General features: G+C 52.1%; 29 protein-coding genes. 13 read left to right on the plus strand and 16 right to left on the minus strand.

The window, feature by feature from the left end:
• Positions 1-2: 2 nt before the first annotated feature.
• The 4 genes from srtB to BMX22_RS06795 form a co-directional block, all read right to left on the minus strand.
• A complete protein-coding gene (gene srtB / locus BMX22_RS06780; RefSeq protein ID WP_074741727.1) occupies positions 3-1,571 on the minus strand; it encodes a class B sortase in 1,569 nt (522 codons plus the stop codon).
• A gap of 397 nt (positions 1,572-1,968) precedes the next feature.
• Complete coding sequence (gene thiI / locus BMX22_RS06785) at positions 1,969-3,147, minus strand: tRNA uracil 4-sulfurtransferase ThiI (protein ID WP_074741728.1); 1,179 nt, start codon at positions 3,145-3,147, stop codon at positions 1,969-1,971.
• A 23-nt stretch (positions 3,148-3,170) separates the two neighbouring features.
• Complete coding sequence (locus tag BMX22_RS06790; RefSeq protein ID WP_074741729.1) at positions 3,171-3,716, minus strand: hypothetical protein; 546 nt, start codon at positions 3,714-3,716, stop codon at positions 3,171-3,173.
• Positions 3,717-3,836: 120 nt separating this feature from the next.
• On the minus strand, positions 3,837-4,964 hold the full coding sequence (locus BMX22_RS06795; RefSeq protein ID WP_074741730.1) for a cysteine desulfurase family protein: 1,128 nt from the start codon (positions 4,962-4,964) through the stop codon (positions 3,837-3,839).
• 380 nt (positions 4,965-5,344) lie between these two features.
• Here BMX22_RS06795 and BMX22_RS06800 point away from each other — a divergent pair, with 380 nt between their 5' ends.
• The 10 genes from BMX22_RS06800 to rplA all read left to right on the plus strand — a co-directional run bounded on the left by BMX22_RS06800 (position 5,345) and on the right by rplA (position 9,422).
• Positions 5,345-5,545, plus strand: a complete 201-nt coding sequence (locus BMX22_RS06800; protein ID WP_074741731.1) for a hypothetical protein — start codon at positions 5,345-5,347, stop codon at positions 5,543-5,545.
• Positions 5,546-5,587: 42 nt separating this feature from the next.
• Positions 5,588-5,905 (plus strand): hypothetical protein, encoded by a 318-nt coding sequence (locus BMX22_RS06805; RefSeq protein ID WP_074741732.1) that lies wholly within the window; start codon positions 5,588-5,590, stop codon positions 5,903-5,905.
• Positions 5,906-5,947: 42 nt separating this feature from the next.
• Positions 5,948-6,256, plus strand: a complete 309-nt coding sequence (locus BMX22_RS06810; protein ID WP_074741733.1) for a hypothetical protein — start codon at positions 5,948-5,950, stop codon at positions 6,254-6,256.
• Positions 6,257-6,308: 52 nt separating this feature from the next.
• Positions 6,309-6,608, plus strand: coding sequence for a hypothetical protein (locus BMX22_RS06815; RefSeq protein WP_074741734.1), 300 nt, complete (start codon positions 6,309-6,311; stop codon positions 6,606-6,608).
• A 12-nt stretch (positions 6,609-6,620) separates the two neighbouring features.
• A complete protein-coding gene (locus BMX22_RS06820; protein ID WP_074741735.1) occupies positions 6,621-6,878 on the plus strand; it encodes a hypothetical protein in 258 nt (85 codons plus the stop codon).
• Positions 6,879-7,116: 238 nt separating this feature from the next.
• Positions 7,117-7,266, plus strand: a complete 150-nt coding sequence (gene rpmG / locus BMX22_RS06825; RefSeq protein WP_031562231.1) for a 50S ribosomal protein L33 — start codon at positions 7,117-7,119, stop codon at positions 7,264-7,266.
• Positions 7,267-7,281: 15 nt separating this feature from the next.
• On the plus strand, positions 7,282-7,542 hold the full coding sequence (secE, locus tag BMX22_RS06830; protein ID WP_074741736.1) for a preprotein translocase subunit SecE: 261 nt from the start codon (positions 7,282-7,284) through the stop codon (positions 7,540-7,542).
• 21 nt (positions 7,543-7,563) lie between these two features.
• A complete protein-coding gene (gene nusG / locus BMX22_RS06835; RefSeq protein WP_074741737.1) occupies positions 7,564-8,091 on the plus strand; it encodes a transcription termination/antitermination protein NusG in 528 nt (175 codons plus the stop codon).
• Positions 8,092-8,183: 92 nt separating this feature from the next.
• Positions 8,184-8,609, plus strand: coding sequence for a 50S ribosomal protein L11 (gene rplK, locus BMX22_RS06840; protein ID WP_074741738.1), 426 nt, complete (start codon positions 8,184-8,186; stop codon positions 8,607-8,609).
• 117 nt (positions 8,610-8,726) lie between these two features.
• Positions 8,727-9,422 (plus strand): 50S ribosomal protein L1, encoded by a 696-nt coding sequence (rplA, locus tag BMX22_RS06845; RefSeq protein WP_074741739.1) that lies wholly within the window; start codon positions 8,727-8,729, stop codon positions 9,420-9,422.
• A gap of 67 nt (positions 9,423-9,489) precedes the next feature.
• Here rplA and BMX22_RS06850 read toward each other — a convergent pair whose 3' ends face one another.
• From BMX22_RS06850 to BMX22_RS06860, 3 genes are all read right to left on the minus strand, one after another.
• Positions 9,490-10,317 (minus strand): YhfC family intramembrane metalloprotease, encoded by an 828-nt coding sequence (locus BMX22_RS06850; protein WP_074741740.1) that lies wholly within the window; start codon positions 10,315-10,317, stop codon positions 9,490-9,492.
• Positions 10,318-10,465: 148 nt separating this feature from the next.
• On the minus strand, positions 10,466-13,663 hold the full coding sequence (locus tag BMX22_RS06855) for a glycoside hydrolase family 9 protein (protein ID WP_074741741.1): 3,198 nt from the start codon (positions 13,661-13,663) through the stop codon (positions 10,466-10,468).
• A gap of 326 nt (positions 13,664-13,989) precedes the next feature.
• Entirely contained in the window at positions 13,990-16,485 is a 2,496-nt protein-coding gene (locus BMX22_RS06860; protein ID WP_074741742.1) for a glycoside hydrolase family 9 protein, read from the minus strand.
• A gap of 321 nt (positions 16,486-16,806) precedes the next feature.
• Between BMX22_RS06860 and BMX22_RS06865 the strand changes: the two genes are divergently transcribed.
• The 3 genes from BMX22_RS06865 to BMX22_RS06875 are packed head-to-tail and all read left to right on the plus strand — an operon-like array spanning position 16,807 to position 18,870.
• Entirely contained in the window at positions 16,807-17,124 is a 318-nt protein-coding gene (locus BMX22_RS06865) for a hypothetical protein (RefSeq protein WP_074741743.1), read from the plus strand.
• Positions 17,125-17,157: 33 nt separating this feature from the next.
• Positions 17,158-17,472: a hypothetical protein gene (locus tag BMX22_RS06870; RefSeq protein ID WP_074741744.1), complete on the plus strand. Its 315-nt coding sequence runs from the start codon at positions 17,158-17,160 to the stop codon at positions 17,470-17,472.
• Entirely contained in the window at positions 17,473-18,870 is a 1,398-nt protein-coding gene (locus BMX22_RS06875; protein WP_074741745.1) for a radical SAM/SPASM domain-containing protein, read from the plus strand.
• A 44-nt stretch (positions 18,871-18,914) separates the two neighbouring features.
• Here BMX22_RS06875 and BMX22_RS06880 read toward each other — a convergent pair whose 3' ends face one another.
• The 9 genes from BMX22_RS06880 to BMX22_RS16810 all read right to left on the minus strand — a co-directional run bounded on the left by BMX22_RS06880 (position 18,915) and on the right by BMX22_RS16810 (position 26,691).
• Positions 18,915-20,066: a zinc ribbon domain-containing protein gene (locus BMX22_RS06880; RefSeq protein WP_074741746.1), complete on the minus strand. Its 1,152-nt coding sequence runs from the start codon at positions 20,064-20,066 to the stop codon at positions 18,915-18,917.
• A 65-nt stretch (positions 20,067-20,131) separates the two neighbouring features.
• Positions 20,132-22,126 (minus strand): bifunctional 4-hydroxy-3-methylbut-2-enyl diphosphate reductase/30S ribosomal protein S1, encoded by a 1,995-nt coding sequence (locus BMX22_RS06885; protein ID WP_074741747.1) that lies wholly within the window; start codon positions 22,124-22,126, stop codon positions 20,132-20,134.
• The gene (locus BMX22_RS06890) at positions 22,119-22,748 is read right to left on the minus strand and encodes a lysophospholipid acyltransferase family protein (RefSeq protein WP_074741748.1); all 630 of its coding nucleotides are present in this window, start codon (positions 22,746-22,748) and stop codon (positions 22,119-22,121) included. The genes BMX22_RS06885 and BMX22_RS06890 overlap by 8 nt, the downstream gene beginning before the upstream one ends.
• 4 nt (positions 22,749-22,752) lie before the next feature.
• Positions 22,753-23,199: a GNAT family N-acetyltransferase gene (locus tag BMX22_RS06895; RefSeq protein ID WP_074741749.1), complete on the minus strand. Its 447-nt coding sequence runs from the start codon at positions 23,197-23,199 to the stop codon at positions 22,753-22,755.
• Positions 23,199-23,861 carry a (d)CMP kinase gene (gene cmk, locus BMX22_RS06900; RefSeq protein WP_074741750.1) on the minus strand — a complete coding sequence of 221 codons (663 nt, stop codon included), beginning with the start codon at positions 23,859-23,861 and terminating at the stop codon, positions 23,199-23,201. The genes BMX22_RS06895 and cmk overlap by 1 nt, the downstream gene beginning before the upstream one ends.
• Before the next feature lie 100 nt (positions 23,862-23,961).
• Positions 23,962-24,492 carry a putative ABC transporter permease gene (locus tag BMX22_RS06905; protein WP_074741751.1) on the minus strand — a complete coding sequence of 177 codons (531 nt, stop codon included), beginning with the start codon at positions 24,490-24,492 and terminating at the stop codon, positions 23,962-23,964.
• Between the two features lie 6 nt (positions 24,493-24,498).
• Positions 24,499-25,716 carry an NAD(P)/FAD-dependent oxidoreductase gene (locus BMX22_RS06910; protein ID WP_074741752.1) on the minus strand — a complete coding sequence of 406 codons (1,218 nt, stop codon included), beginning with the start codon at positions 25,714-25,716 and terminating at the stop codon, positions 24,499-24,501.
• A complete protein-coding gene (locus tag BMX22_RS06915) occupies positions 25,709-25,924 on the minus strand; it encodes a DUF3006 domain-containing protein (RefSeq protein WP_074741753.1) in 216 nt (71 codons plus the stop codon). Before BMX22_RS06915 ends, BMX22_RS06910 begins: the two co-directional genes overlap by 8 nt.
• A complete protein-coding gene (locus BMX22_RS16810; protein WP_081349115.1) occupies positions 25,921-26,691 on the minus strand; it encodes a ComEC/Rec2 family competence protein in 771 nt (256 codons plus the stop codon). The genes BMX22_RS06915 and BMX22_RS16810 overlap by 4 nt, the downstream gene beginning before the upstream one ends.
• Between the last annotated feature and the right edge of the window lie 57 nt (positions 26,692-26,748).

The following is a 26,748-nucleotide window of genomic DNA, read 5'->3' on the forward strand; positions in this document are numbered from 1 at the left end:
AATCATTCCTCGATATTTGCTTTGCTGTTGTCATTCCCGCTCTGTTTGTACGAAACAAACTTGCTCGGGTCGTATTTTTCATTTGGGTGCGACTCATAATACACATTAGGCCACTTGATATTTTCGTTGGCCTTGCTGTTTTTGGTACCCTCATATAAGTCCTCTCCCACACGGACGCGGCGTGCCATAAGAATGAGTCGACCGCGGTCATTGCCGATGACATCGGTATTGCAGGTAGAGACAGTAAGTATCTGGTCACCGTACTTCACATCGACGTCATTGGTGCGGAGCGTCCTTCTCTTCGCCTCGTCGACGAAATCATAAAACTCGTCCTCGTCATCGAAGTTGAGGGTATTCCAGCAGTCATACTCGGTATCGCTGTCGTCCTCGGCATCGAGCAGGAAGAAGGAGAATATCTTATAGGTATACTGCTCGTAGTTGGAGTTGAACTCGATTATCGGGTGGTTCTCGTAGTAATTCTCATTGCGGCGGTAGTATTTCAGCGCGCCGAACATACTCTCGTCAGCCATATTATGACCGTAGACGATAAGGTTGTCGGAGCTTTTCTCGGCGAGGCGGTGGTCCTCGACGTGGTCGAAGGTATTGCGCCAGTCAAGGAAAAGCGCGCCCGCGCGGGATTCTTCGCCCTTGAAGTTGAGGTTGAGATACTTGCTGTTGTCTTTTGCCTGCACAACGGGCAGAGCCACTATCGGCTCGCCGTCAATGGTAGGTATAGTCATATAGCCGATGACCTCGGAGTTGATGTCAAGGAGCTTCTTGGCACCGGGCAGGAGGTCGTAATACTTGTCGTCAGCGGGCTTATCGTCCTCGACGGAAGTGATTATCGGCGTATATGTACGGTAGATATCGTCGATATTGCTGTACTCCATACGGCTGCGCCAGAGGTCGAGGTAGTAGTCGCCGACCATATATCCGCACACGACTATCGCCACGAGCGAGCCGAGGAACACAAACTTTCTGACTATCTCAAGCGGCTTGTCTCCCTTTTCGGGGAAGAGTCCGCGCAGCTTCTGACCGAGGGTCTTGGGCTTCTTCTTTTTTTTCTTTTTCTTTTTGGGGTCGGTGTGCATACGCGGCTCGGTATGGGGAGTATTCGCCCACGCCTCGCGCGGCTTTCTCAGCGGGCTGACCGCTGCTCTCGGCGGAGCCGCCTGAACATCGGTCTGCTCTTCGGGCAGCTTCTCATGCGAGGGATACTTCACGGGAGGCTCAACAGCCGCAAGCATCTCCGCAGCAGCAGTCTCCGCAGGTGCGTCAGCCTTCTCAGACGGAGCATCCTCCGCTTCGGGAGCCCTCACCTCTGCGGCAGTCTCAGCCGCTTTGTTCTGCGCAGCGAGCTTGCTCTCTCTCACGCGTCTGAACTTCTCGGCGAAGCTCTCCTCCTCGGCGGGAGGAGCGGTCTCAGCGGGCTGAGCCTGTACGGGAGTTGTCTCCCTCAGTTCTTCACCGCGGTGCAGTGAATCCCTGATAGCCTTTATCCTTTCGGCTTTTCTCAAAGCCTCGGCGGCGGCTTGTTCTTCATTCAGTTTATCCAAGTAATTATCGCTCATAAGTTGATTTCAGCCTCCGCGTGTGGTTTGCGGCAGCTGTACCCACATGGCGCAGCTGTCCCCTTATCTATATAATTTTACACTATCCCCCGTTCCTTGTCAAGGTCTGGGGAAAAAGTTTCACAGTATCACCTTGAACTGTTCCGACTTAGTTCACATTCGCGCCATTATGCACAAAAAACATATGTTGAATTTGTGCAAAACTTAAAATATGTGACCGTGTATCCAATAATGCGGGCGGATATTCTCCTACCCAGCAATTGTATTGTCTACATTTATCCATGTAGGGGCGCCCTTTGGGCGTCCGCATATTATCGACGGACTGCCAAAGGCAGCTCCTGCAAAGCGAACAGATACCTTCGGGCGAGCGGAACTCGCCCCTACAAGCAATTTTGCATCACTTGGAATAATTGAACGTTTTCATCTCCGTGCCCTCGACCGCCTTCTGTATCAGCGGCTCGAAATCGAAGCTGTTCTGTGCCTTTTCGATGTCCTCAAGGCGCGGTCTCACCTTCGGGTGACGAGGAGTGAACACGGTACAGCAGTCCTCGTACGGGAGGGTAGAAGTCTCGAACGTGTCTATTTTACGCGATATCTCGATTATCTCGGTCTTGTCCATACCCACGAGCGGACGCAGCACGGGTATGCGGCAGACGGCGTCCGTACAGCCGATAGCCGCCATAGTCTGGCTGGCGACCTGTCCGACGCTTTCGCCCGTGATAAGGGCGAGGCAGTTGTCCTTTTCGGCTATTCTCTGGGCGATCTCCATCATCAGACGGCGCATGATTATCGTGAAGAACTCCTCGGGACAGTTGTCCTTGATAGCCTCCTGTATCTCCGTGAACGGCACGCAGTAGAACGCTATGCCGCCGCACCAGTCGGTGAGCTTCTCGCAGAGCTGCTCGACCTTCAGCTGCGCGCGGTCGGAGGTATAGGGCGGGCTTACGTAGTGTATCGCCGCGATATGAACGCCTCGCTTCGCCATCATCCAGCCCGCAACGGGGCTGTCGATGCCTCCCGACAGCAGCAGGAGAGCCTTTCCGCTGCTCCCGACGGGGAGACCGCCCGCGCCCTTGATATTCTCGGCGTGAACGTAGGCATTCGTATCACGTATCTCGACCGTCACCGTGACCTCGGGCTCCTTTACGTCGACCGTGAGATTCGGGAACTTTTCGAGCAGCACTCCGCCGAGCTCCGCGCATATCTCGGGCGACTTCATCGGGAACGCCTTATCCGAGCGCTTCGCCGCGACCTTGAAAGTCTTAGCCGAGCCAAGCACACCGCCGCAGTAGTCTATCGCCTTTTCGGTGATGTCGGCAAAATCCTTCTCGCAGACGCACGCTCTGCACAGAGCCGCGATACCGAAGACCTTGCCCACGCGCTCGACTACCTCATCGAGGTCGATGTCGTCGTCGAGAGGCGTGATATAGGTCGTGGACTGTGCACTCGTCATCTGAAAGTGACCGAGACGCTTGAGTCTGCGCTTGATATTCTTAGTGAGCATATCCTCGAAGGACTTCTTGTTCAGTCCCTTGAGCACCATTTCGCCGTATTTTACAAGTACTATTTCTTTCATAGCTTTCTCCTATACTATTATAATTAGTGATAATATTCAGTCGGCTTGTCCGAGCAGATATAGCCGATAACGTCCTTTGTACCCTTCAGCACACCGAACATCTCCTGCTGTTCGCCCCTTTCATACGGGCGGAGCATATCGTCCGTGAGGGGCTTCTCCGCGAGCCACGCCTCATATCCGCCTCCCGCCTTGTACTTTATAAGGAGGTAGTGGGTATCTCGGACAGTAGAGCTGAAATACTGGTTTTCGCCGCTCTCGGGCAGCAGCTCGCACGGCTCGGTTACAAGACCATCCCTGCCCCATGTAGCCTTGACTATGTACTCCTTGTCCGTGGGAACTTCCTTGCCCTGCTTGGCATAGTAGTCCGTTATATGATTGGTGACAGCTCTGTAGCAAGTGGTAGTGTTCCCGTTTACGCTGTCCACTTGATACCCTTGAAAGGTATTTCTCCAGATCAAGCATAATAAAACAAGTATCACCGCGCCTACGCCAAACAGACAGCCGAAAACTATCAGCAGTATTTTCAGCGGCTTTTTGACCTTTTCCTCTCTGCTCTCAATCTCATCCATGATAACGCCTCCTATGCGGCGACTGGTAATCTCCTTGTAGGGGCTGCCTTTGGCAGTCCGCACATCATCTTGACCCACGGACGCCCAAAGGGCGCCCCTACAATCATTCCGAATTGCTCATCACCCGCGCACTGAGGCTATCCCCTCCGCAAGAGCCTGCGCAAACGCCTCTATTTCGGCTTCGGTGGTCTCGGCGGTCATGCTGATACGGAGCGCCGAATCCGCGCGCTTGCCCGTGATGCCGAACTGCCCGAGCACGCCGCTCTGCTGCCCCTTCGAGCACGCCGAACCGCTTGAAACGTATATTTCACGGCTTTCGAGGTAGTGGAGCATTATCTCCGAGCGCTTGCCTGCCGCGGAGATATTCACCACGTAGGGCGAGCCGTCCGCGGGCGAATTGACCTCCACGCCCTCTATCGCGGAGAGCAGCTCTGTCAGGCGCGTTTTCAGCGCAGATACGCGCTCAAATCGCTCGCTTATCGTCGGGGAGAGCTTCTCCACTGCCGCACCGAACGCGCATATCAGCGGCACGCTCTCTGTGCCCGAGCGAATGCCCTTTTCCTGTTTTCCGCCCGTAACTACGGGGATTAGCCGCACTCCTCTGCGTATGTACAGCGCTCCCACGCCTTTGACTCCGTGTATCTTGTGCCCGCTCAGGGAAATGAGGTCGGCACCGAGCTGATTAGCCTTCACGGGGAGCTTCATATACGCCTGAACGCAGTCGGTATGGGTGATGATATCCTTGTAGCAGCGCTTTACAGCGGTAAACACCTCTTTAACTGGCAGTATATAGCCTGTTTCGTTGTTTACATACATCATCGTCAGCAGTACGGTGTCCTCATTGCAGGCGGAGATGAAATCCTCGGCATAGAATCTGCCGTCCTCACGCGGTGACACCCTGACCACCTCAAATCCCTTGTTTTCGAGGTCTGAGAGGGTCTCGTCCACTGAGGCGTGCTCCACAGCGGAGGCGACTATCCTGCGGCGTCTTTTGCCGTAGGCAGCGGAAATTCCGCGCAGAGCGAGGTTATTGCTCTCGGTCGCACCCGAGGTAAAAATTATGTTGTCGGAAAGCGCTCCGAGCGAGTCCGCAACCGACTTTCTCGCCCTGTCCACAGCGAGCTGAGCGTTCAGTCCCGCCCTGTGCAAAGACGACGGATTGCCGAAATTATCGGTCATAGCCTCCAGTGCAGCCTGCACAGCTTCGGGACAGGGTTTTGTGGTGGCGGCGTTGTCGAGATATATCATAAGTTTCACTACCTTTAATATACAATAAATCTTATTATATCATATTTTTTTGAAGTTGTCAAAAACAGTGTTTATCACTGAAAAAAGAGTAAAAAAGTGTTTTTTTACACAGGTTTGGATTGTTCCACGTGGAACATATGTTCCTTTAAAGCTGCGAAGCGGGAAAGCGCAGAACAGTGTCAATATGCTCAAAGACTGTGCCTCTCTTTTGTAGGACATTACAAAGTTGCGGATACACTGCAACTTACCGCGGTTTTATAAGGTATTACGTGTGAAAGGACCTGAGAGGAGTTTACAGTCAGTTCACAAATAGTCAACAAAACATTTTCGAAATGATGATATAATATGTATATAATCACGATATGAGGAGGTTGTCCGCTATGACCGATAACATCAACAAAATTCCAGACAATGAAAATCTCGACCTCGATCAGCTCAAAAATGTGAGCGGAGGCAATTTTGTAATAGTCGGCGGAAACAATAATAAAGAAATAACGCCAAATGGCCCTTTGGAAGATGCTCTCCAATATGCACAGGAACAAGGTATAAGCACAGACAAAAAACTGAAAACTCTTCCCTGAGATACATCTGTATCCAACTATTTTAATAAGGAGGAAAATACTATGAAAGCTGACATTGAAAAATATATCGGAGGTTTAGACCCCGTATTACAGGGAAAGGCGCGTCAGTGCAAAACAAAGGAAGAGCTCAGCGCCTTTATCGCCGATAATGACCTCGAACTCCCCGAAGACGCTCTGGAGCTTGTTTCGGGCGGCTGCGGAACCTCTACACCGAAAAAGCCATACTGCAAATATTGCGGCACTGCGGTATACGATTTAATTTGTCAAGACTCACACAAAAAGGGTATGCAAAGCGCCCCTTATGTTTGTTGGAACGGCTGCGGCAGACACCTGAATTCAAACGAGGTCGAATGGCGATAATCAAAGAGTAACAAATCAAGTTTTATCAAGGAGGAAAATACTATGAAAGCTGACATCGAAAAATACATCGGAGGTTTAGACCCCGAATTACAGGGAAAGGCGCGTCAGTGCAAAACAAAGGAAGAACTCAGCGCCTTTATCGCCGATAATGACCTCGAACTCCCCCAAGACGCTCTGGAGCTTGTTTCGGGAGGCTGCGGAACTCCAACACCACCAAAAGCCGCATACTGCAAATACTGCGGAAATGCAGTGGCAGTACTCATTCCTACACAAGGCGGCAAAAAGAACTATATATGCTATGCAGATCACTGCGGAAAACCGCTTTCCGAAAGCGAGGTCGTCTGGCGATAATCCCTGCAGAGCCGTAAACAAATCATATAATTGATTTCAAGGAGGTATTATTATGACTGATAACATCAACAAGAACATCGAAAACGAAGAGCTCGACCTTGAACAGCTCGAAAATGTGAGCGGCGGTCTCAATTATAACAAGCTCGCTTTAGCCGATAGTAAACTGATGATGGGCGACAAGATGATGATGGGCGACATGAAGTTAGGCATGGCTTCAGGCTTGGCTTCAGGCTTGGCTTCAGGCTTGGCTTCAGGCTTGGCTTCAGGCTTGGCTTCAGGCTTGGCAGCAGATCAGGCAATGGGGCTCGCTGATAACGCCGCGATCTTTAAAGGCGGCAAAAAAATGGAGTAAGGAGGAGTCTCTATGACCGATAACATCAATAACCCCCCTGAAAACGAAGAGCTCGACCTTGAAAAGTTAAACGGCGTTTCGGGCGGATTTATCACTAATCCTACCTCCGGTAACAAAACCGAAGATTATGAGGTGTGGGACGACAGCAAGGGCGAAGTCATCGGGACATTCCCGAGCCTCGAAGAAGCCAGAGAAGCCGCGAAAAATGCGAAGCTGATGGATAAGCTCGCAAGGATAGATAAAAAGCTGGGCGGCGGCAGAATGGGATAAGCCTTGACCCTGTCTTATCCGATATCTCATCAGAACATCACATCCCGAGGCTGTACAACCTCGGGATGTTTCTCTGTCTGCGGCATTCTGCAAAAAAATGGCAAAAACCCCTTGACAAGTGCGTTTTTATGTGTTATAATGATTTTACCTCGTTTGGGGTTATTTTTTATGCCCCGCAGAGGGAGGCAAACGACCTACCTCCGCTCGCGGAGGAAATATTTTTTCAGGAGGTGCCGTTATGAGAGTGAAAATTACATTGGCTTGCACTGAGTGCAAACAGCGTAATTACGTTTCCAAGAAGAACAAGAAGAACGATCCGGACAGAATTGAAATGATGAAACACTGCAAATTCTGCCGCAAGCACACTCTTCACAAGGAAACAAAGTGATCGGAGGGTATTTTAATGGCTAAGGACAAGGAAAATACAGCTTCCGAAAAGAAGGATAAGAAGGAAAAGAAGTCCAAGAAAGAACCAAACAAGGTTGCTAAGTGGTTCAAGGACCTGAGGATCGAATTCAAAAAAGTCGTCTGGCCCACGAAGCAGACTGTCATCAACAACACCGCAGTTGTTCTCGCTGTTGTTGCAGGCTCCGCTATCATCGTCGGCGCGCTTGATTTCGGATTCCTCCACTTGCTCAGCTTCATCTATACGCTTGGCAAGTGATCAGCTCTGAGGAGGATAGATATGTCAGAAGCAGCTAAGTGGTACGTTATCCACACTTATTCGGGCTATGAAAACAAGGTAGCTCAGAATATTGAAAAGGTTGTCGAAAACCGTAAGCTTCATGACCTTATCCAGGAGGTCAGAGTTCCTACCGAGAAGGTGACCGAGATCACCGACGGTAAAAGCAAGGAAATAGAGCGTAAGACCTTCCCAGGTTACGTTCTGGTCAAAATGGTTGTTACCGAGGATACATGGTATGTCGTCAGAAATACCAGAGGCTGCACAGGCTTCGTTGGCCCTGCGTCAGAACCTACTCCCCTCTCCGAGGAAGAGGTCAAGAAGACCTTCGGCATCGACGTTTCTACCGTCGAAGTCAACTTCAAGGAGGGCGACCGCGTTCAGATCTCAGGAACCGCTATGGACGGCTTCATCGGTATCGTTCAGGGTATCAACATCGAAGAACGGACAGTTGATCTTCTTGTATCAATGTTCGGCAGAGAAACCCCTACCACACTGCCTATCAGTCAGGTCATAAAGGTAGAGGACTAATTAGGTCAAAAAAGAAGCCGCGTCGGCTTCAGTGGGAGAGGTAAAATCAAGCTTGCCTCGCCATTTACCACATTTATGGAGGTGCGAATTCAATGGCACAGAAAGTAGTTGGCTACATTAAGCTTCAGATCGCAGCAGGAAAGGCTACTCCTGCACCGCCTGTTGGACCTGCTCTTGGTCAGCACGGCGTAAACATCATGGCATTCACTAAGGAATTCAACGAGAGAACCAAGAACGAAATCGGTATGATAATCCCTGTTGTTATCACAGTTTATGCTGACCGTTCATTCTCTTTCATCACTAAGACTCCCCCCGCTGCCGTTCTCATCAAGAAGGCTTGCAAGATCGATAAGGCTTCGGGAGTTCCGAACAAGACTAAGGTCGCTAACATCACTAAGGAGCAGATCAAGCAGATAGCTGAGACAAAGATGCCTGACCTCAATGCAGGCTCTCTCGAAGCTGCTATGAGCATGATCGCCGGTACGGCTCGCTCAATGGGCGTTGTAGTTGTTGACTAATTATTAACTTGAATGACGATAGGGGCTATCCCCTGTTCCGACTTCTCAATGGTGGGAGGAAAATTCCGCTAATCGGGTAAAAATCCCGATATTACCACTTTTATAGGAGGAAATATAATGAAACACGGCAAGAAATATGTTGACAGCGCAAAGGCTGTTGATTCTGCAAAATTTTATGAGTCCGCTGAGGCTCTCGAGCTCGTTTGCCAGAACGCTAAGGCTAAGTTCGACGAGACTATTGAGGCTCACATCCGTCTCGGCGTTGACTCACGTCACGCTGACCAGCAGGTTAGAGGCGCTGTTGTACTTCCCAACGGTACAGGTAAGACTGTTCGCGCTCTCGTTTTCTGCAAGGAGGACAAGTATGAGGCTGCTCAGGCAGCAGGCGCTGACTTCGTCGGCGGTATGGATCTCGTAGACAAGATCATGAAGGAAAACTGGATGGACTTCGATGTTGTTATCGCTTCTCCCGACATGATGGGCGTTGTAGGTCGTCTCGGTAAGGTGCTCGGTCCCCGCGGACTTATGCCTAACCCGAAGGCAGGTACTGTTACTCCCGATGTCGCTAAGGCTGTTACAGAGGCTAAGGCAGGTAAGATCGAGTATCGTCTCGATAAGACCAACATCATCCACTGCCCCATCGGTAAAGCTTCCTTCGGTGCTGCTAAGCTCGACGAGAACTTCACTACTCTCATGGAGGCTATCGTAAAGGCTAAGCCTGCTGCTGCTAAGGGTACTTACCTCAAGAGCTGCACAGTTACTTCTACAATGGGTCCCGGAGTTCCCGTTGCTACTGCTAAGTACGGTGTCTGATTTAAGATAATCGCAATAATTAAGGGCGTTCTTAACGAACGCCCTTTTTGTTATGCCTGTTTTTCTGTTATAGCTGAGGTGCGGACTCGTCGCCGAGCACCTGAGGCAGGCTCTTGTAGTAAATTGCCACCGCAACGGCAAGTGCTACACTTATCGCGAAGAATATCAGCTCAAACAGCCACAGCGGTGTATCAAGCACCTTCGGAAGGATGACTGTGCAGTCTGCCGCGAAATGCAGGAATATCGCGAGCGGATAGAGCCACAGCTTGCCCTTGATGCGGACACCCGCAAAAACAAGCACTGACAAGGATACGTGCAGGATTATTGCGGAAATGCGCTCGAAAAATCCGAGCATATACGTCGAAAACGTATTCTCCGTCATCGTCCTGACGTTCGTCAGAAAGGTCTCTTTCAGCTCATCGTTGTAGTTCGCGGTAAACAGTTCAAGCATTCCTGCATTCGTGAAAAGCGCGATGAACAGCGTCAGCGCAGCAGCTCCGCCAATGAGCAGGATGCTCTCGATGCCTCCGTGACCTATGCCGTAGGTGACTGCGTCGCGCTTGTCCTTGTACTTGCGCATGAGGGTCTTCATGCCGACGAGGCGTCCTGTCTCCTCGAAAATTCCAGCCATAGCCGACGAAAAGATGTAAAGCGGCAGAGGTTCACTGAGAAGTCCAAGCGTTTTCTTGTCGATGAAGGTAATCACAAACGCGCACCCGCCCTCTATCATGAGCGCGAACACGGGAAATACCAGACAGCCCACCCAGAACGGCACAAGCTTCGCTTTTGTCTTTATCAGCCAGATAATTAGCAGCACGATCGGCAGCAATACTGCAAGGAATCCCTCTAAAAGTGCTCCAGCTATGACTGACGGCGGAAAATGCAGTTCGTCCATATCATCCCTCCAAAAATTCATTGATTTGTGCTGTACGAACGAAATTCGGTACATTTATTATTTTAGCACAAGAATTAACAAATGTCAAGCTGTTTTATCGGACACACAAAAAAGGGCGCTCTTATGAGCGCCCTTTCACTATTTACGATTACTTGGAAAGTGAATCGATCTTGGAAGAAGCTACAGGGAAGTCCTTCTGATCAATGAGCTTAGCATCCATCATCTGGATTGCAAGCGCATCCTTAGCTGTAACGCCCTGACCGTTGTCAACGATATCAGCGTTGATCTTGCCCTGAGCCTTGAGTGCGAACTTATCGCCGTTAGCGATAGACTGGAGGATAGCTGTAGCATCAGCAACAGTTACCTTGCCGTCGCAGTTAGCGTCACCCCAGAGGGTGTCTTCGTCGCCGCCGCCAGCTGTTGTTGTTGTATTAGCCTTTGTTGTAGATGCTGTTGTTGCACCTGTGGATACTGTAGGATTGTCAGAACCGTCATCAACAACGCCGGGAGCTACGTCCTCGAGGTAGGATGTGATCCATGCAAGAGGAGCATTCCAGTTGATGGTGATCTCGTTTACAGACCATGCCTCAGCAGAGTCAACATAGCACTTCTGGCTTGCGAGAGTACCTCTCTTGAAGCCCAGACCGCCTACGTAAGGATCCTGCATACCAGCACCAGGACCACCGGACATTACACCAGCAGGAGCCTTCGGGAATGAAGGATCAACGCCGTTAGCCCAGAGTCTGTGGTGAGGCCACTGGAGAGTTACGTCACCGTAACCTGATACGTAAGAGAAGTCATTTCCGTTACGTCCGAAGATGTAGTCCATAGCAGTTGTAGCACCGCTGAGGTACTTCGGAACCTTTGTAGCATCGTAAGCGTAAGCCATAACGATAGCGTTGTTAGCTACGAATGAGTTTGAACCCCACTCATAACCAGAAACTTCGATCGGCTTGCCGTTGTCATCAAGACCGATATTGATCTCATCAGTGAAGGTAGAACCAACGTACGGGATACCCATACCTGATTTATCTTCCTGCTCGATGTAGTTATCAGCAGCCTTAACGATAGAATCCTTAACTGTCTTAGCGTCAGCATCGCTGAGCTTGTCGCTGTTGAGGTAGAGTGACAGAGTACCCATACCTGATGTACAACCCCAGTTGAACGAGCTGAATGAACCCTTGTTCTCGCCGCCGCCGAGGTTAGAAGTAACGCTCAGAGCCTTGTCAGCGCCTGTAGAGTCATTTTCGTTCTTGTAATCCATGAGCTTGTCGTAGTACTCCTTATCGCCTGTTGTAGCGAAGAGCTCACAGAGTGCCCAGTAGTAGTCATCTGTTACATATGTATCGCCGTAAGGACCACCGCCGATAGCCTGATCGAGAGGAGCGAAGTAAACGTCGCCCTTCTTGGCGTTTGTGCCCTTAACGTCGTCCTGCTGCTCGGATGTACCGTTCTTGCCGTACCATTTGTCCTTGTTCTTCTCAACAGCTGCGAGACCGATCTTAGCATTCTTGAGACACTCCTTAGCGAAGTCATCATCAATGCCTTCCCAGAGACGAGCAGCCTGTGCAGCACAAGCAACCATGTTGAGTGTAGCTGCGTACGTAGGCGGCTTAACGATACGTGTCATATCCTCGAAGCCCTCGTACTTCCAAGCGTGGATAGCAAGACCTGTCCACTTGTGGTCATGGAGCTTGTGGTAAACCATGCCTTCGTCCTTGCCGAAGTAAGGATCCGTGGAGTCGACCATCATTCTGAAGAACCACTCGAGCTCAACTCTTGCCTCATCGAGGACATCAGGAGAGCTTGTACCGTCGAAGCTGATCTCTCCGCTGTTTACGTCATACTTCTGAGGAATGAGCATCGACTTGCCGTCAGCCCACTTACCCTCTTCGCCGATGTGCTTGGACATCTCGTACATATTCTGGAGTGTCCATACGGAAACACCGCCGTTAACAACGTACTTACCGTGGTCACCAGCGTCGTACCAACCGCCCGAAGCAGTTATATCATACTTCTCATCACCGTCGAACTTACCTGAGTAAGCCTTTATCCACTTAGGCTGAACGTAAGCCTTATCCTTCTTATGACCGCACTCTGTATGAGCAAGAGAAGCAGCATCGCCGTTCTTTATGTAGTCGCCCTCTATCGGGACACCTGAACGGTTCTGATAGAAGTAAGACATGGAGTCACGGAGGAGTCCGTCATAAAGAGTATCAGAAATTGCGAACTCGTGTGACTTGTTCATCTGATATTCCTTACCTGTCTTCCAGTTTGTCCACATTACCTTGTCGCCTGAGATCTTGGTATCGTAAGCGTTCTTGAGGATACCAGACTGTGTACCTGATACGCCTACATCGTCCTTAACTACGATATAGTAGCCTGTACCGCCCTTCTGGAGCTTTGTGAAATCAAGAATGTGAACGTACTCACCGCTGTCCTTGTACTTTGTTGTCTTAACGCCGCCATCTGTTACAGCATCCATAGTCTTGGGAGTACCTGAATCGTAGTCGCCGCTGATAACAGTGGAAGTGCCGCTGTATACAGATGTGCCCGTCGAATCGTAAACGTCGAACTCAAGAGGCTCGGAAGCATCTGATGTATAAGAAGCTCTCTTTCTGAGGCCCTGATAGTAACCTACCTGATTGAGACGAACGTTGGACTGAGGTCTGATAACGCCGAACTCATTTGTCTTATCGAAGTCACCGTCGCTGCCTGTTACGTCCTCGAGTGACATATTGTCGAATGTAAGTGTAGAATCGTTAGGCATACCCTTATCGGAACCGCCGTAGAGAGCAGCGCCGTCTGTGCCTGCATGACAAGCATAGTGGAACGCCCACTCAGCAGGTCCGTCCTGAAGAGGCTTAGGACCGCTGCCTGCAACGAACTCTGTATCAATAACAAAAGTCTTGCCCTTGGTAACCTTGCTTACCTGCCAGTCACCGTTACCGGAATCGTTCCAGTACTCGTTCTCTCCGCCGTAGTCACCGATCTTTGTGTAGATCTCACCGTCAGCAGAAGGAGTGATCTCAGCGTGTACCTTGTAGGTATGACCGCTTACGAGCTGAAGACCTCTGTGACGAAGCTGAAGATCCCATCTTCCGTTACCGCCCATGTTGTTCTTGATAGTAACAACATAAGTACCGTCGATGATGTCGAACTTCTGCTTTGCGGGGTTAGTTTCGCAGGTGTGCCAAGGAAGACCAACGCCGTCCTCGAAGTCGGTCGCACCAAGCAGCTGACCTGCGTTTGCGCTCATAGGAGCAAGAACACCAGCTACGGAAGTAGCTGCCATGGCTGCTGCCATAATGCTTCCTGTGAGAGCCTTTGCAAATTTCTTGTGCATTTTTTATACCCTCCCTGATAAAATAAAAAATATAAAAATGTTTATAACGCAACACCAGTGCACGTATTGCGGTTATATCGTATGAAAACTGCGATAGATCCAATCCCTACGCGGATATATTGTTGCACTGATCCATCATTCATATTATATTATATCCGCCTAAAAAAGTAAATAGCTTTCCGTAATTTCGTGTATTTCCATAATGTATCGCTCAAAAATTTGTATACTTTGCCAGTAGACATAAAAAACACAAAGGGAGACGAATCTCCCTTTGTTAATGGAATATGAATTTGTTTCAAAAAGTTTCTCTTATTGCTCGCAAGCTGTTATTTTCCTGCATAATGAGGTAACTTATCTACTACCCCTGCGTCCTTCTTCTGGATAATCAGCGCATCGTTCGCTGTTACGCCTTCAACGCCGTCTACGTCGGCATTTATCTTGCCCTGCTTCTTGAGCTCGTACTTATCCTTGTTGGCGATGTGCTGGAGGATAGCTACTGCGTCCGCTACCGTTACCTTGCCGTCTACGTTCGCGTCGCCATAGAGTATACCATCGCCGCCAGCGGAGACAGTAGTATCATTGCCAGAGGCGGTCGATGACGTTCCGCCCTGACGAAAGGAGGTAGTGGTCTCGGCAGAAGTCACGGATGTCGTGGTCACTGTGGTCGTTGTCGTCGTTGCGGTCGACTTCGTGGTCGAAGAAGTCGTAGGTGTCGGTATGGTGCTTCCGCCTGTCAGCCCCGACCTTGTGGGTACGTAGTCGGACTGTGTGGAAACTGTGCCGTCGGGCTCCTCGCCCCATACGAGTACGCCGTTCACGTACATGGTGATGTGCTCGTTGAGCGAATCTGCCTTCTTGAGGTCGGTAGCCGTGGCAAGTCCGCCTGCGTATGACCAGTCATTGGCGGTATCCCATGCGCCTGTAGTAGGCTTGCCGTCTACTGCGTCGGGGATGGAGATGCGGAACTGCACCTCGTCGCGGTGCTCGGACTGGCCTGTAGGCATGATAGCTCTGCCGTCCTCAAACTTTATGCTTGCGTAGTAGACATTGCCGTCGTACTGATAAGGACCTGTTACCGTAGCATAGCCCTGCTCGCCTTCGCTGTACTGCTGCGACTTGCCCTCTACCTTGATATCATCGACCGAGAGACCCGCATCAAGCGCTTCGGAGATATCAAAATAGTATCTGTACTCGATGTCCTTGGCAACTCTTGCAGGCCATGCTGTGTGGTTCATAGCCCATGCCTTTATCTCGGTGTAGGAAGTGCCTGCTGTGCCGTTGATGACTGCCGCAACTTCCCACTCTGCCCACTTGGGCTCCTCCTTAACGGGGAAGTCTGCGAGCGGTGTTCCGCCGTATTCGTCTATCATTGCGCAGAGGACTGCGGTATATCCTGCGTTGTAGTCGACTGCGACCTCGGAATACTGGTAGTCGCCGACGCCTATCTTATCCATATCGTAGCTGCCCGAGCTGTCGGGTCCGCCGATGAGTGCGCCGTAGAGGGTATGAGCATATTCGGTCTGCCAGCCCTCATCGCCGCCTGATGCCTGACCGAGATTGTTCCAGTGGTCGTCGTGGATGCCCGAAGCAGTTCTGTGGTGTACAGCCTTGGGGTTCTTATCGCCCATGCCGAGAACGTAACAGAGACCGAGCTTGTTGTCGCCGAAGCAGTAGTTGACCTGACTGTCAGCCCACTTGTTGTACTTATCAGCGTTGCCGCTGTCCTTGAGGACAGTATCGCAGGCAAGCTTTGTCAGCCATGCTGTGTTGCAGGCGTGACGGAGACAGCCCCAGTTTGTGAGGTGCGAGAGACCGTCGGCTGTTACCTTTCCCTCAAAAGGCTTGAGGTCGGAATCACCTGTGTTCATCCAGTAGCGGATATGCTTGTCGATGTGCTTCACCCACTCTTCCTTGCCTGTGAGCTGTGCATAGAGCAGTGCCGCAGCCTGAGTGGTGTCGTCCCATGCGAGACCCCATGTATACTTCCAGTCGGTGGACTGGCTCTCAAGCGGGAAATTCGGAACATAGTCCTTCTCTATCTTGTCAAGATAGCTCTTGTCGCCCGTTGCCTTGTAAAGCCAGCAGGCTGCGTACATACAGTCGTCGAGCCATGTCGAGGTGTTGTACATTCCGCTCATGTTGCCGATATCCTTGGCATCGCGTATCTTGTCGGCGCCCTCGAAGAGGTCCTTCGCGTGCTTGAGGTAGTCCTCGTCGCCGAATATCATATAGCCCTGTGCAAGAGCCGCTGCGGAAAGAGCAGCGACCGTCGAATTCTTGATGGTGTCGTACTCACGCTCCCAGTTGCCCTGCTTGAGCTGGTGCTTGCGGAGGTACACCTCAGCGCTGCACCATGTATTGTGGTCCATGCCGCTGTCGCCGATAGTGCCTATCATCTCGCCTCCGCCGAGGTCGCAGTCGCGCACATAGTCCATCGCGAACTTCATATTGTCCTTGTAGAGCCCGTCAAGCCCTGCCTTTTTTACAGCGTCTTCGTACTCAAGATAGCCCCATGCGAGCAGAGATACCGAGTATGCGTTGGTCAGCGTGAACTTGAAGTGGTCGCCTGCATCGTACCAGCCGCCCGGCACCTTGTCGGTGTCCACGCCGTTCTCGTCGACCATGGAGTCCTCGCGCCACGGTACGCTGTTCCAGTCGGGAAGTTTGCCCGACTGCTGCACTTCGTAGAAGAACATGGACTTCTGGAGCGCTTCTCCGTAATTGTAGCTGCTGTCTGCTGCATCGACTGTCGGAACAGCGGTCAGCAGATTCGCTGACATTGCCATGGCAGAGACAGCGGCTGCGATTTTTTTCATCTTCATTTTAGATTACCCCTCTCATTTTTTTGGTGCGGTTCGCTCCGCGCCTATACATCTTAACTATACAATATTAATCCCGATTTGTCAAGGAAAAATTGCACGCCCGCATAGTACGGAAAAAATATCGCTCTCCCTGCACCCATTCCCGTATTACTGGGGTATTACTATTGAAAGAGCTCGAAAGCGGGTCATTGCTGCGCTAAGTCTGCCTTGCGGTCTTGTGAGGCGCCGCCCCGAAAAATGATCCCCATATTCTTTCGGCGACAGTGCTGTGATATGTACCGCACGCACTGTCTCTATCTCATCCATAAGGAGGAATCGACCATGGAAAACATCGGAATCGAGAACTTTATCAAATCGCTCTCTCCCGAATTGCAGGCGAAAGCCCGCGCGTGCAAGTCAAATGCCGAACTGGCACAGTTCGCTGCCGAGAACGACCTCGAAATACCTACTGATGCGCTCGAATTCGTGTCAGGCGGCTGCGGGGACAGCAGCAAGAAGAACGTCGAGGTCTGCAACAAGTGCGGCACAACACTAAGCGGTGTGCCCAGTGGTCTCCCCAAGCCATCGGGAAGCTGCAAGTACTGCTCCAAGTGCAAGAAAGTGCTCATATCCGCAGACTGGCACATCGAAAAACGATGAAAAATCACCTATTATTTTAAGGAGGAACCTCAAATGAATACCAACATCGAAAACCTTATCAAAGGCTTACCCGCCGAATTACAGGAAAAAGCTAAGGCCTGCAAGTCTATCGAGGAGTTCAACACCCTTGTGGCAGAAAATGACATCGAGATACCTACGGATGCGCTTGAATCCGTTTCGGGCGGCTGCGGCACCAGCAGCAAGAAGAACGTCGAGGTCTGCAACAAGTGCAAAACAACTCTTACAAATGTTCCTGCCGGATTGCCCAAGCCCTCGGGTGCAAGCAAATACTGCCCCAAGTGCAAGAAGGTGCTCATATCCGCGGACTGGCACATCGAGAAAAGATAATTGTTCTACGTATTATCAGAAAGTATCGCCCTGCGGAGCTGGCAATTCGTTCCGCAGGCGTATTACTTTAGAGACGATCCGTTCGCACATTGGCTCAGCGATGAGGAATTCAAGCTCCTTCTCCTCTGCGACGGTGGACACGATATCGAGCCCTCAGAGCTGACTGAGAGCCTCGAAAGCCGATCGCTCATAAGAAAATGCGGGCGCGGAGAAAAGATGTCGGAGTGGTCGCGCCATAAAAGCTACCCGCACCGCTATTTCCCGAAGATCAACCTCATGATAACGGGTAAGTGCAACTTCAACTGCCTCCACTGCTTCAATGCGGCGGACAATGCTCCGCTGATGACGGAATGGGACTTCGATGAGCTGGTCGGCCTGCTCGACCAGGCAAGTGACTGCGGTATCCACAGCTTCACTATCACGGGCGGCGAGCCTATGCTCCACCCTCGCTTCATGGACATCGTGCGCGAGATATACAAGCGGGATATGTTCATCGACGAGCTCAATACCAACGGCTATTTCATCACGCAGGAGATACTCGACGAGTTCAATGCTGTCGGCTGCCGTCCCATGATCAAGATATCCTTCGACGGCATAGGCTGCCACGACTGGATGAGAGACAGAAAAGGTGCGGAGGCGCGGACGCTTGACGCTATCGAGCTCTGTACGAGGAACGGCTTCAATGTGATGTCGCAGACTCAGGTACACCGCCGCAATCTGGACTCCCTTATGCCCACGGCAAGGAAGCTCAACGATATCGGCGTGTCGACTCTGCGCCTCATCAGGACTACCGAGGCTCCGCGCTGGGAAAAGAACTCGCCCGGAAGCTGCCTCGGCATAGAGGAATACTACGCGGCAATGCTCGATTTTATGCGTGCCTACAAGGACAGCGGTATGCAGATGAACGTGATAGTCTGGCAGCTTATGAACGTATATCCCGCTGACAAGACCTACTCGCTGGCGCCCGTTATGTTCGGAGAGGACGAGTATAAGCCGGCTGCGCCTGTCTGTAAGGGCGTGCGCGGTATGGTCGGTGTGACTTCGGGAGGAGATGTCGTTCCATGTCTGCAAATGTCAGGCTACTTCGAGGAACACGGCATTCATATGGGGAATCTCCATTCTACGCCTCTTGCGGAGCTCCTCAGAGATGGTTTCTATCAGCAGACGGCGTGTACGAATGTCCACAAGCGCCGAAAAAACAACTCAAAGTGCGACGCGTGCAAATACTTCAAATACTGCGGCGGAGGCTGCCCCGCTCTCGGGCTGCTGTTTGCTCCCGAGGAGTGGAACATCTACGGCTCGGATGTGACGAAGTGCCTGTTCTTCGAGAACGGCTGGTACCATAAGTCCGAGGAAGCCATGAAAGGCTGGACGAACCTCAGCAGTATCAATATCTGAATGAAAAAGGCTGCATGACCATTCGGTCACGCAGCCTTTATTTTTTATTGCCTTTTCAGTCTGCACCATTCAAGCTGGATATACTGTCCGTTCCTGAGCTCCACTTTGTCGTCCTTATCTATGCCGTAATGGTGCCCGTCAAAGTCGTTGTCTGCCATGACTTCGTCGATACTGTCATAGATGGTGTAGCTCTCATACCCCTGGTCGGTGAGCAGGTCGAAGCTGTAGGTGCCAGGCTTGACGTCCCTGCCGACAAGGAACATACCTGCGTGCTCGAACGGGTCGTTCTCACTGTGAAAGCTGTCCACAGGATATGCCTTCGCCCACGAGAAATGAAGGTGCTGCCCGTCTTCGAGCTTCATATATGTTGACATCTGATACCAGCCCGTGCGGACAGGATCCTCCTCATTGGCTTTCTCATACACTCCTGCGTAGAAGCTGGGGATATACTCATCTTCCTCGGACTCACCATCTCCGTACATTGATATCTCCTCGGCGACGAAGATGTACTCGCCAGCGTCTATCCCCTCGCCTACCGTATAGTCGCCGCTCTCAATGTACTCGACTGACTTGCCGTTCACGCCGCTGTACTCGCTCCTGCTGTTTGATGAGCTGCTCTTGCCTTTATCTCTGCTCCCTGAGGTCGCGGGGGGCTCGGTCGGCTTGACAATGGAAACGCTCGACGACGGTCTGCTCTTTGTCTGATGTGTCATCGTAAGCTTATTTGTCGCAAATATCGCCCATAGAAGCAATGCAACGATGAACAGTACACAGCCTATCAGCAGGATATATGCGGGGTGGATGCCGCCCTCGCGCTTAGGCTCGGGTATCGCTTCCACTCTCTGAGGCTGCGGCTCGCCGTTATTCAGATAGCTCTGTATATCGGGGACAGGCTTGGGCGCGGGGGCAGGTGCGGGCTGCACGGGCGGCTTTTCCGCATCGGTGTCGGGCTCAAAGACCGCCGCCTTTTCAGCCTCTGCTGCTTTTTCCTCTGCCGTTTCCGACTTGGTCTCAACTGTTTCAGCTGACGTTTCCGCCGCTGCTTCGACCGCCTTCGTCTCAGCTTTGACAGGCTCGGGAGCTCCCAAAAGCTCGGGCGGTATCGTTATCTCGGGCTGCCTTCTGCCGCACGCACGGCAGAATCTCGCATCAATGCTTATCCTCGCGCCGCACTCGACGCAGAATTTTCCGTCCATGATATCACTTCCTAATATACAAATAGAGGGCGTGAATTATCACGCCCTCCGTTTTTTCAGCTAAATTATTCAGCGTCCTCAGCAGATGCTTCCTCAGCGGGAGCCTCTTCTTCAGCTTCATCTTCAGCGTCCTCAAGGAGAGCGCGGATAGAAATGCTTATTCTCTTTGACTCCTCGTCGATGTCGATTATCTTAACGTCAACTTCGTCGCCGACTGTAAGGATATCCTTTACATTGTCTACCTTCTTGTCAGCTATCTGAGAAATGTGGATAAGACCGTCAACGCCGTCGATTATCTGAGCAAATGCTCCGAAGCTTGTGATAGAAACGATAGTAGCCTTGACTACATCGCCTACTCTGTACTTCGAGAGGAATACCTCCCAAGGATTGTCCTCTGCCTTCTTGAAGCCGAGGGAGATGCGGTTCTCCTCACGGTTGAGGTCCTTGATGTATACCTCGATAGTGTCGCCTACATTTACTACCTCACTCGGGTGCTTGATGCGCTTCCATGAGAGCTCGGAGATGTGTACCATACCGTCGATGCCGCCGAGGTCAACAAATGCGCCGAAGCTTGTGAGTGACTTTACCTTGCCTGTGAATGTCTGGCCTACCTCGGCAGACTCCCAGAACTTAGCTCTTGCCTCTTCCTTCTTTGCGCTGTCAACGTCCTTGATGGAGCCGACTGCTCTCTTCTTGCCGCCCTCTTCAACTTCCTTTATCTTGAACTGTACCTTCTGCTTGTTGAGCTGCTCAAGGTCAGTACCTCTTGCGAGGCCTGTCTGTGAAGCGGGGATGAATACTCTGACACCGAGGTAGTTTACGATTACGCCCTTGTTTACTATACGTGTAACTGTTCCCTCGAGAACTGTGCCCTCTTCCTTAGCCTTGACGATAGTATCGTAGCCTGCCTGCTCGTCTACCTTTCTCTTGGAAAGAGCTGCTGTGCCGTCTGCGTCGTTTACCTTGACAACAATGAGGTCGATCTCATCGCCTATGGAAACGATATCCTCGGGCTTCTTGGAAGGGTCGTCTGTCAGATCCTCGAGCTTTACGTAGCCTGTATGCTTTGTGCCGAGGTCAACAGTGATCTCTGCATTGTCGATACCTACAACGATACCCTTTACTTTCTCTCCTGTATGTATTTTTTTGAATGATTCGTCGAGCGCCTGCGCGAAATCGATCTCCTCATCCGAGTTTGCTGTGAGATTTACATTCTCTGTCATAGTGGTTTGTACCTCCTTGATTATATATGCGGGAGTAGATGCACCTGCTGTGATGCCTATCCTGCCCGCACAGGGCAGCTTCAAAGATGAAAGCTCGTCCGAATTTTCTATGTGATACGTCTTGCAGTACCTGCTGCACACCTCGTACAGTTTTACGGTATTGGAGCTATGTCTTCCTCCTACAACGATCATGATGTCAGAGTTCTTAGCGAGCTCAGCCGCGTCTGACTGTCTTGTATCGGTCGCATTGCAGATAGTATCGAATATAACAATATCGGGATCGTTCTTGGGGATCACCTTTAAACACTCTTCCCATACTACTATATTATACGTCGTTTGCGCGACAAATGCAAGCTTTTTTCCCAAAAAATTATCATTTTTTTCAAAAAGGTGTTTTAGCTCAAAGTTATCCTTGAATACGTAATAATTTTGGTCACAATGACCTATGATTCCCTGTATCTCGGGATGATTCACGTCCCCTGCGATAAGGACAAGGTAGCCCTCTTTCGTTTTTTCGGCTACGATGCGGTGTATCTTCGATACGAACGGGCAGGTCGCATCAAGCATTCGGTTGCCGTTTGCCTCTATCTGCTCGTATACTTCCCTGCCGACTCCGTGTGAACGGATAACGACCGTCTCGTCGGGGCGGAGCTCGTCTACCGCGTCGATGACCCTCGCTCCCCTCGACTTCATATCGTCAACGACGTCCTGATTGTGGATTATCGGTCCGAGCGTTGCTACTTTTGAATTCTTTTCAAGCTCGTTGTACACCATTTTTACGGCTCTGTCTACGCCGAAGCAGAAGCCTGCCGACTTAGCTACCGTGACCTCACGCATTTTCCTTCTCCTCCTTGTTCTTCGGCTCGGGTGTTCCCTCTACGAGCTCCTTTATGTCAGCCATATAGCGGTTTTTCAGCTTGACGAGCTGGCGCGGGTTCGGCTCGTCGGCGGGCTCGACATAGTCCTTCGGGTCAATGGGCTTGCCAAACTTCACTGTTACCCTCGTGCGGAATTTCAGCTTATCGCCGTATACGATGCCTACGGGTACTATCCTGCGGTCTGCCTTTGCGGCGATGAGCGCCGCTCCCGAATGTCCGCGCCCGACTTTGCCGTCCTTCGAGCGTGTGCCCTCGGGGAATATCATGAGGCTCCTGCCGTTACCGAGCCTGTCTATCGCCGTTTCGATGACAGACATATCGCCCTTTCCGCGCGAAACGGGGAAGGCTCCGAGAGTGCGTATCAGCCACGCAAACAGCTTATTTCGGAAGAGCTCCTCCTTCGCCATGAAGGCATACTTCCCGACAGCTCCGCCTCCGAGAAGCGGCGGGTCTGCGTTGGAGCGGTGGTTGCTGGCGTATATGACCGCCTCGCCGCGCGGGATATTGTCCCTGCCCTCGTAGTGCAGGTTGAATATGATGCGGAAAAACAGCCGCACAAAAAATTTCGCGATATAATACATCTGTCTATTCCTTCCTGATGTGTTTAGCCATTCTGAAGCGGCTCCCCTCGTCGTCTGTGACCGTATAACCGAGCCGCTGATAGAAATACCTTGCCGATATATTCGTCCTCTCGACGTGCAGTACCGCGGAGGAGGCTCCCCTCTCGTCTGCATACCGCTCCGCTAAGCTTATCAGCTTCGTGCCGATGCCCATTCCGCGGAATTTTTCGGTGACCGATATGTCGTCGAGGTATACGAAGCCGCTGTGCAGTTCGACCGAGACATAACCGACGACCTTATCCTCCGACACCGCGACGTATATCACGTCTCCGCCGCCAAAGAACTTGTCGAGATACCCTTCCTCATAACCGTCCGTTTCGTCGTCGCCGACAGTCCTGAGAAGCTCCTCGAAAAGCCGCTCTATCGCAGGTTTGTCTGTCGGGACGGCTCTCCTGTACGAAACTTTTTTCATCAGCCTATCTTGCTCTCGATGACCTTGACGATAGCCTCTGCGGACTCCTCAAGGTTCAGCGTTGTCGTGTCGACGAGGACTGCGTCATCTGCCTGCTTGAGCGGCGATATCTCGCGGTGCATATCGGCGTAGTCGCGCTTGATGATATCGTCAAGTATCTCCTGATATGTGGGACAGTCGGGCTTCTCCGCAAGCTCCTTGTAGCGGCGGTTGGCACGCTCCTCGGCGGAGGCTGTCAGGAATATCTTCACGTCCGCATTCGGGAGTACCACCGTGCCGATGTCGCGTCCGTCCATGATGATGTTGTTCTCGCGGGCTATCTTCTGCTGAGTCTCAAACAGGTAAGCCCTTACTGCGGGGATAGCAGATGTGCGGGATGCCGCCATGGAGATAGCGGGGGTGCGGATAAGGTCGGAAACGTCCCTGTCTCCGAGGAATACACGCTGAGTGCCGTCCACGAAACGAAGTGAAACGTCCGCCTTTGCGAGCGATTTCTCGATGTCCTCGTCTGCGATGTTGTTCTCGGTGATATAGAGAGCTACCGTGCGGTAGAGCGCACCTGTGTCCACGTAGATGTAGCCGAGCTTCTTTGATACCATTTTTGCGATAGTGCTCTTGCCTGCGCCCGCAGGTCCGTCGATAGCGATGTTGATTGTCTTCATGATGTTTTCCTCCGATTTTGTTGTTTATTATGTAGGGGACGGCGTCCTCGACGTCCCGCATATTCATTTTTTGACGGGCGAGCGAAACTCGCCCCTACGCTCACTGCTTTGCTTCAAGCAGTCCCTTCACGGAAACCGCAAGGTCGGTGAGTATCGCTCCCGATGCGAGTACCGAGAAGCCGATACATACGGCTTTCGGGAGCTTGTCGCACAGCTTTCCCGACAGCGGGTGCAGCCAGAAGAAATACCCGACCGCCAGTACACCGAATATTCCACTCGATATCAGGCTCGAGCGGTCCTGTATCGAGCCCCACCAGCCCTCATACGTCCAGAACTGCCTGTGGAATATGAACTCCAGCAGGTATGATGCTCCGAGCTCGAATGCGGTAGTCACCACCGCCGAGAATATGAACACGAAAACGGGATGCCTCTCACGCTCGCCGAGCATCGCAAGCAGTATGAACGCTCCCACGGCGTAGATAGGCACTATCGGCAGGTGGAGTATGCCGCGGTTGACGAAGTGGTGATACAGTATATACACCGTCACGACCTCGTATATCCAGCCGAAAAAGCCCGCGGCGACAAATTCAAATATATAGCGGAAGACCCGCTGCCATGCTTCTCTTTTCATATTGCCTCACAGATACAGCGCCGCCGCATATGCGGTCGAGAACGCGATTTGCAGATTGAAGCCGCCCGTATAGGCGTCTACGTCTATGACCTCTCCCGCGAAGAAAAGCCCGCGGCAGAGCTTGGATTCCATTGTCTTAGGGTCTATCTCCTTTACGGAGATGCCTCCGCTCGTTATGATAGCCTCATCTATCGGTCGGAAGCCCGATATCCTGACGGGGAATGCCTTTATCAGCTCGCCGAAGCTCCGCCTCTGCTCCTTGGTGATGCCGTTTACTTTCTGCTCGGGGGCTATCCCCGACAGCTTCACGATAACAGGCAGCATTTTTGCAGGGAGGAGCCTGCGTATTCCGTTGATGAAGTCGCGGTTGAGATTTTCGGCAAAATCACGCTGTATCCTTGCGTCGAGCTGCTCGGGCGAGAGAGCGGGCTTGAGGTCGATAACGAGCCTGTACCTGTTCGGCTGCATATCGCGGATATGACTGCTCGCACTCAGCACGAGCGGACCGCTCACGCCGAAATGGGTGAACAGCATTTCGCCGAGCTCCGAGAATATGCGCTTGTCTCCGTCGTACAGCGAAAGTGTGACGTTCCTCAGCGAGAGCCCCATCAGCTCCGCGCAGTATTTATCGGGCGAGACCAGCGGCACAAGGCTCGGTTTCAGCTCAGTGACCGTGTGGCCCGCACTCTGCGCGAGTGTGTAGCCGTCGCCCGTAGAGCCCGTATTCGGGTAGGACTTGCCTCCGCACGCGATGAGGACACTGCCGCTGCGGTATTCCTCCCCGCCCGCTCTGACTCCGACGCACGCGCCGTCCTCGATGACGAGCGAGCTCACGCGCTTGTGTACTATCTTCACGCCGAGCTGTTTCAGCTCGCGGCCGAATGCCGCAACGATGTCCTCGGCGTTGTCGCTGACAGGGAAAACTCGGCTGCCGCGCTCGGTCTTCAGCGGGACTCCCAGCTCCTCGAAGAAGCTCTTGGTCTCCTCCGCACCGAACATTGAAAACGCGCTGTACATGAAACGCGGATTTGTCGGGATATTGCGAAGGTGCTCCTCCGTCGTGGAGTCGTTGGTGACGTTGCAACGCCCCTTGCCCGTTATCCGGAGCTTGCGCCCGATATTTTCGTTTTTCTCGAAAAGCAGCACCGACTTGCCGTATCGCGCCGCATACACTGCCGCCATGCAGCCCGCAGCTCCTCCGCCTATTATAATAGTATCAGTCATCTTCGCCCGTCAGCAGCTTGTGCAGCCTGCTGCGGACTTCCGCACGCAGGTCATCGGTGGCTTCGCGGTCGACGGTATAGCCGCCGTTGCTGTAGGTAACTACGTCGCCCTCGCGAGCTGAGCTCGGGAGATGCGCGCGGTGGATATTGACCATGCCCTCTTCAGTCTCGAGCACTGCATAGTCGCCTTCAAATCTGTCGATAGTCATCTGCTGCTCCTTTCCGCCGCGACGCGCAGACTGCTGCCGTCCGACGTGATAACTATGTTTCCGCACAGGTCCGTGCGGTAGATGTTGTCGGTGTAAGCCGAGAGGCGCTTCATCACCGCGTCGGTCGGGTGGCCGTAGGCGTTGCCCGCTCCGCATGATATGACCGCCGCTTCGGGACGTATCACTTCAAGAAATGCTGCCGTGCTCGACGAACTGCTCCCGTGATGGCCGACCTTGTATACGCTCATTTTACCGAGCCTGCCGCCGTCGAGCATTTCCTGCTCCGCGACTCCCTCCGCATCGCCCGTGAAAATGAAGCTCTCGCTTCCGTGCCGCAGGACAAGTCCCACGGAATAGTTGTTGATATCCTCGTATTTCTTGCTGTTCGGTGCGACTATCTCGCAGTGAGCGTCGCCGACTGTGAACTCGCTGCCCGTGACAGCTTCGGTGAGCTTAACGCGGTGCTCCTCTGCGGCATCGAGGAAGCGGAGAAAATATGAGGTCGTGGGGATATCTTCGTCGTCGAGGTGCGGGATGATGAACTCTCCTATCTCGAACGCTCCTATTATCCTGTCCATTCCTCCCATGTGGTCGGAGTGAGGATGTGTGCCGATGACGTAGTCGAGCCGTTTCACGCCCATATCGCGGAGATAGCTCACGACCCGCACCGACTCGTCAGCCTCGCCGCAGTCGATGAGCATATTCTGCCCGCCCGCGGCTATGTATATGCAGTCGCCCTGTCCGACGTCTATGAAATGCGCCTGCATCTCGCCCTCTGCGGGATAGACAGGCTGTTTCGGGATAAACGTCAGCACGAGGCATAC

Source organism: Ruminococcus sp. YRD2003, assembly GCA_900109435.1.
Lineage (GTDB): Bacteria > Bacillota > Clostridia > Oscillospirales > Ruminococcaceae > Ruminococcus > Ruminococcus flavefaciens_G.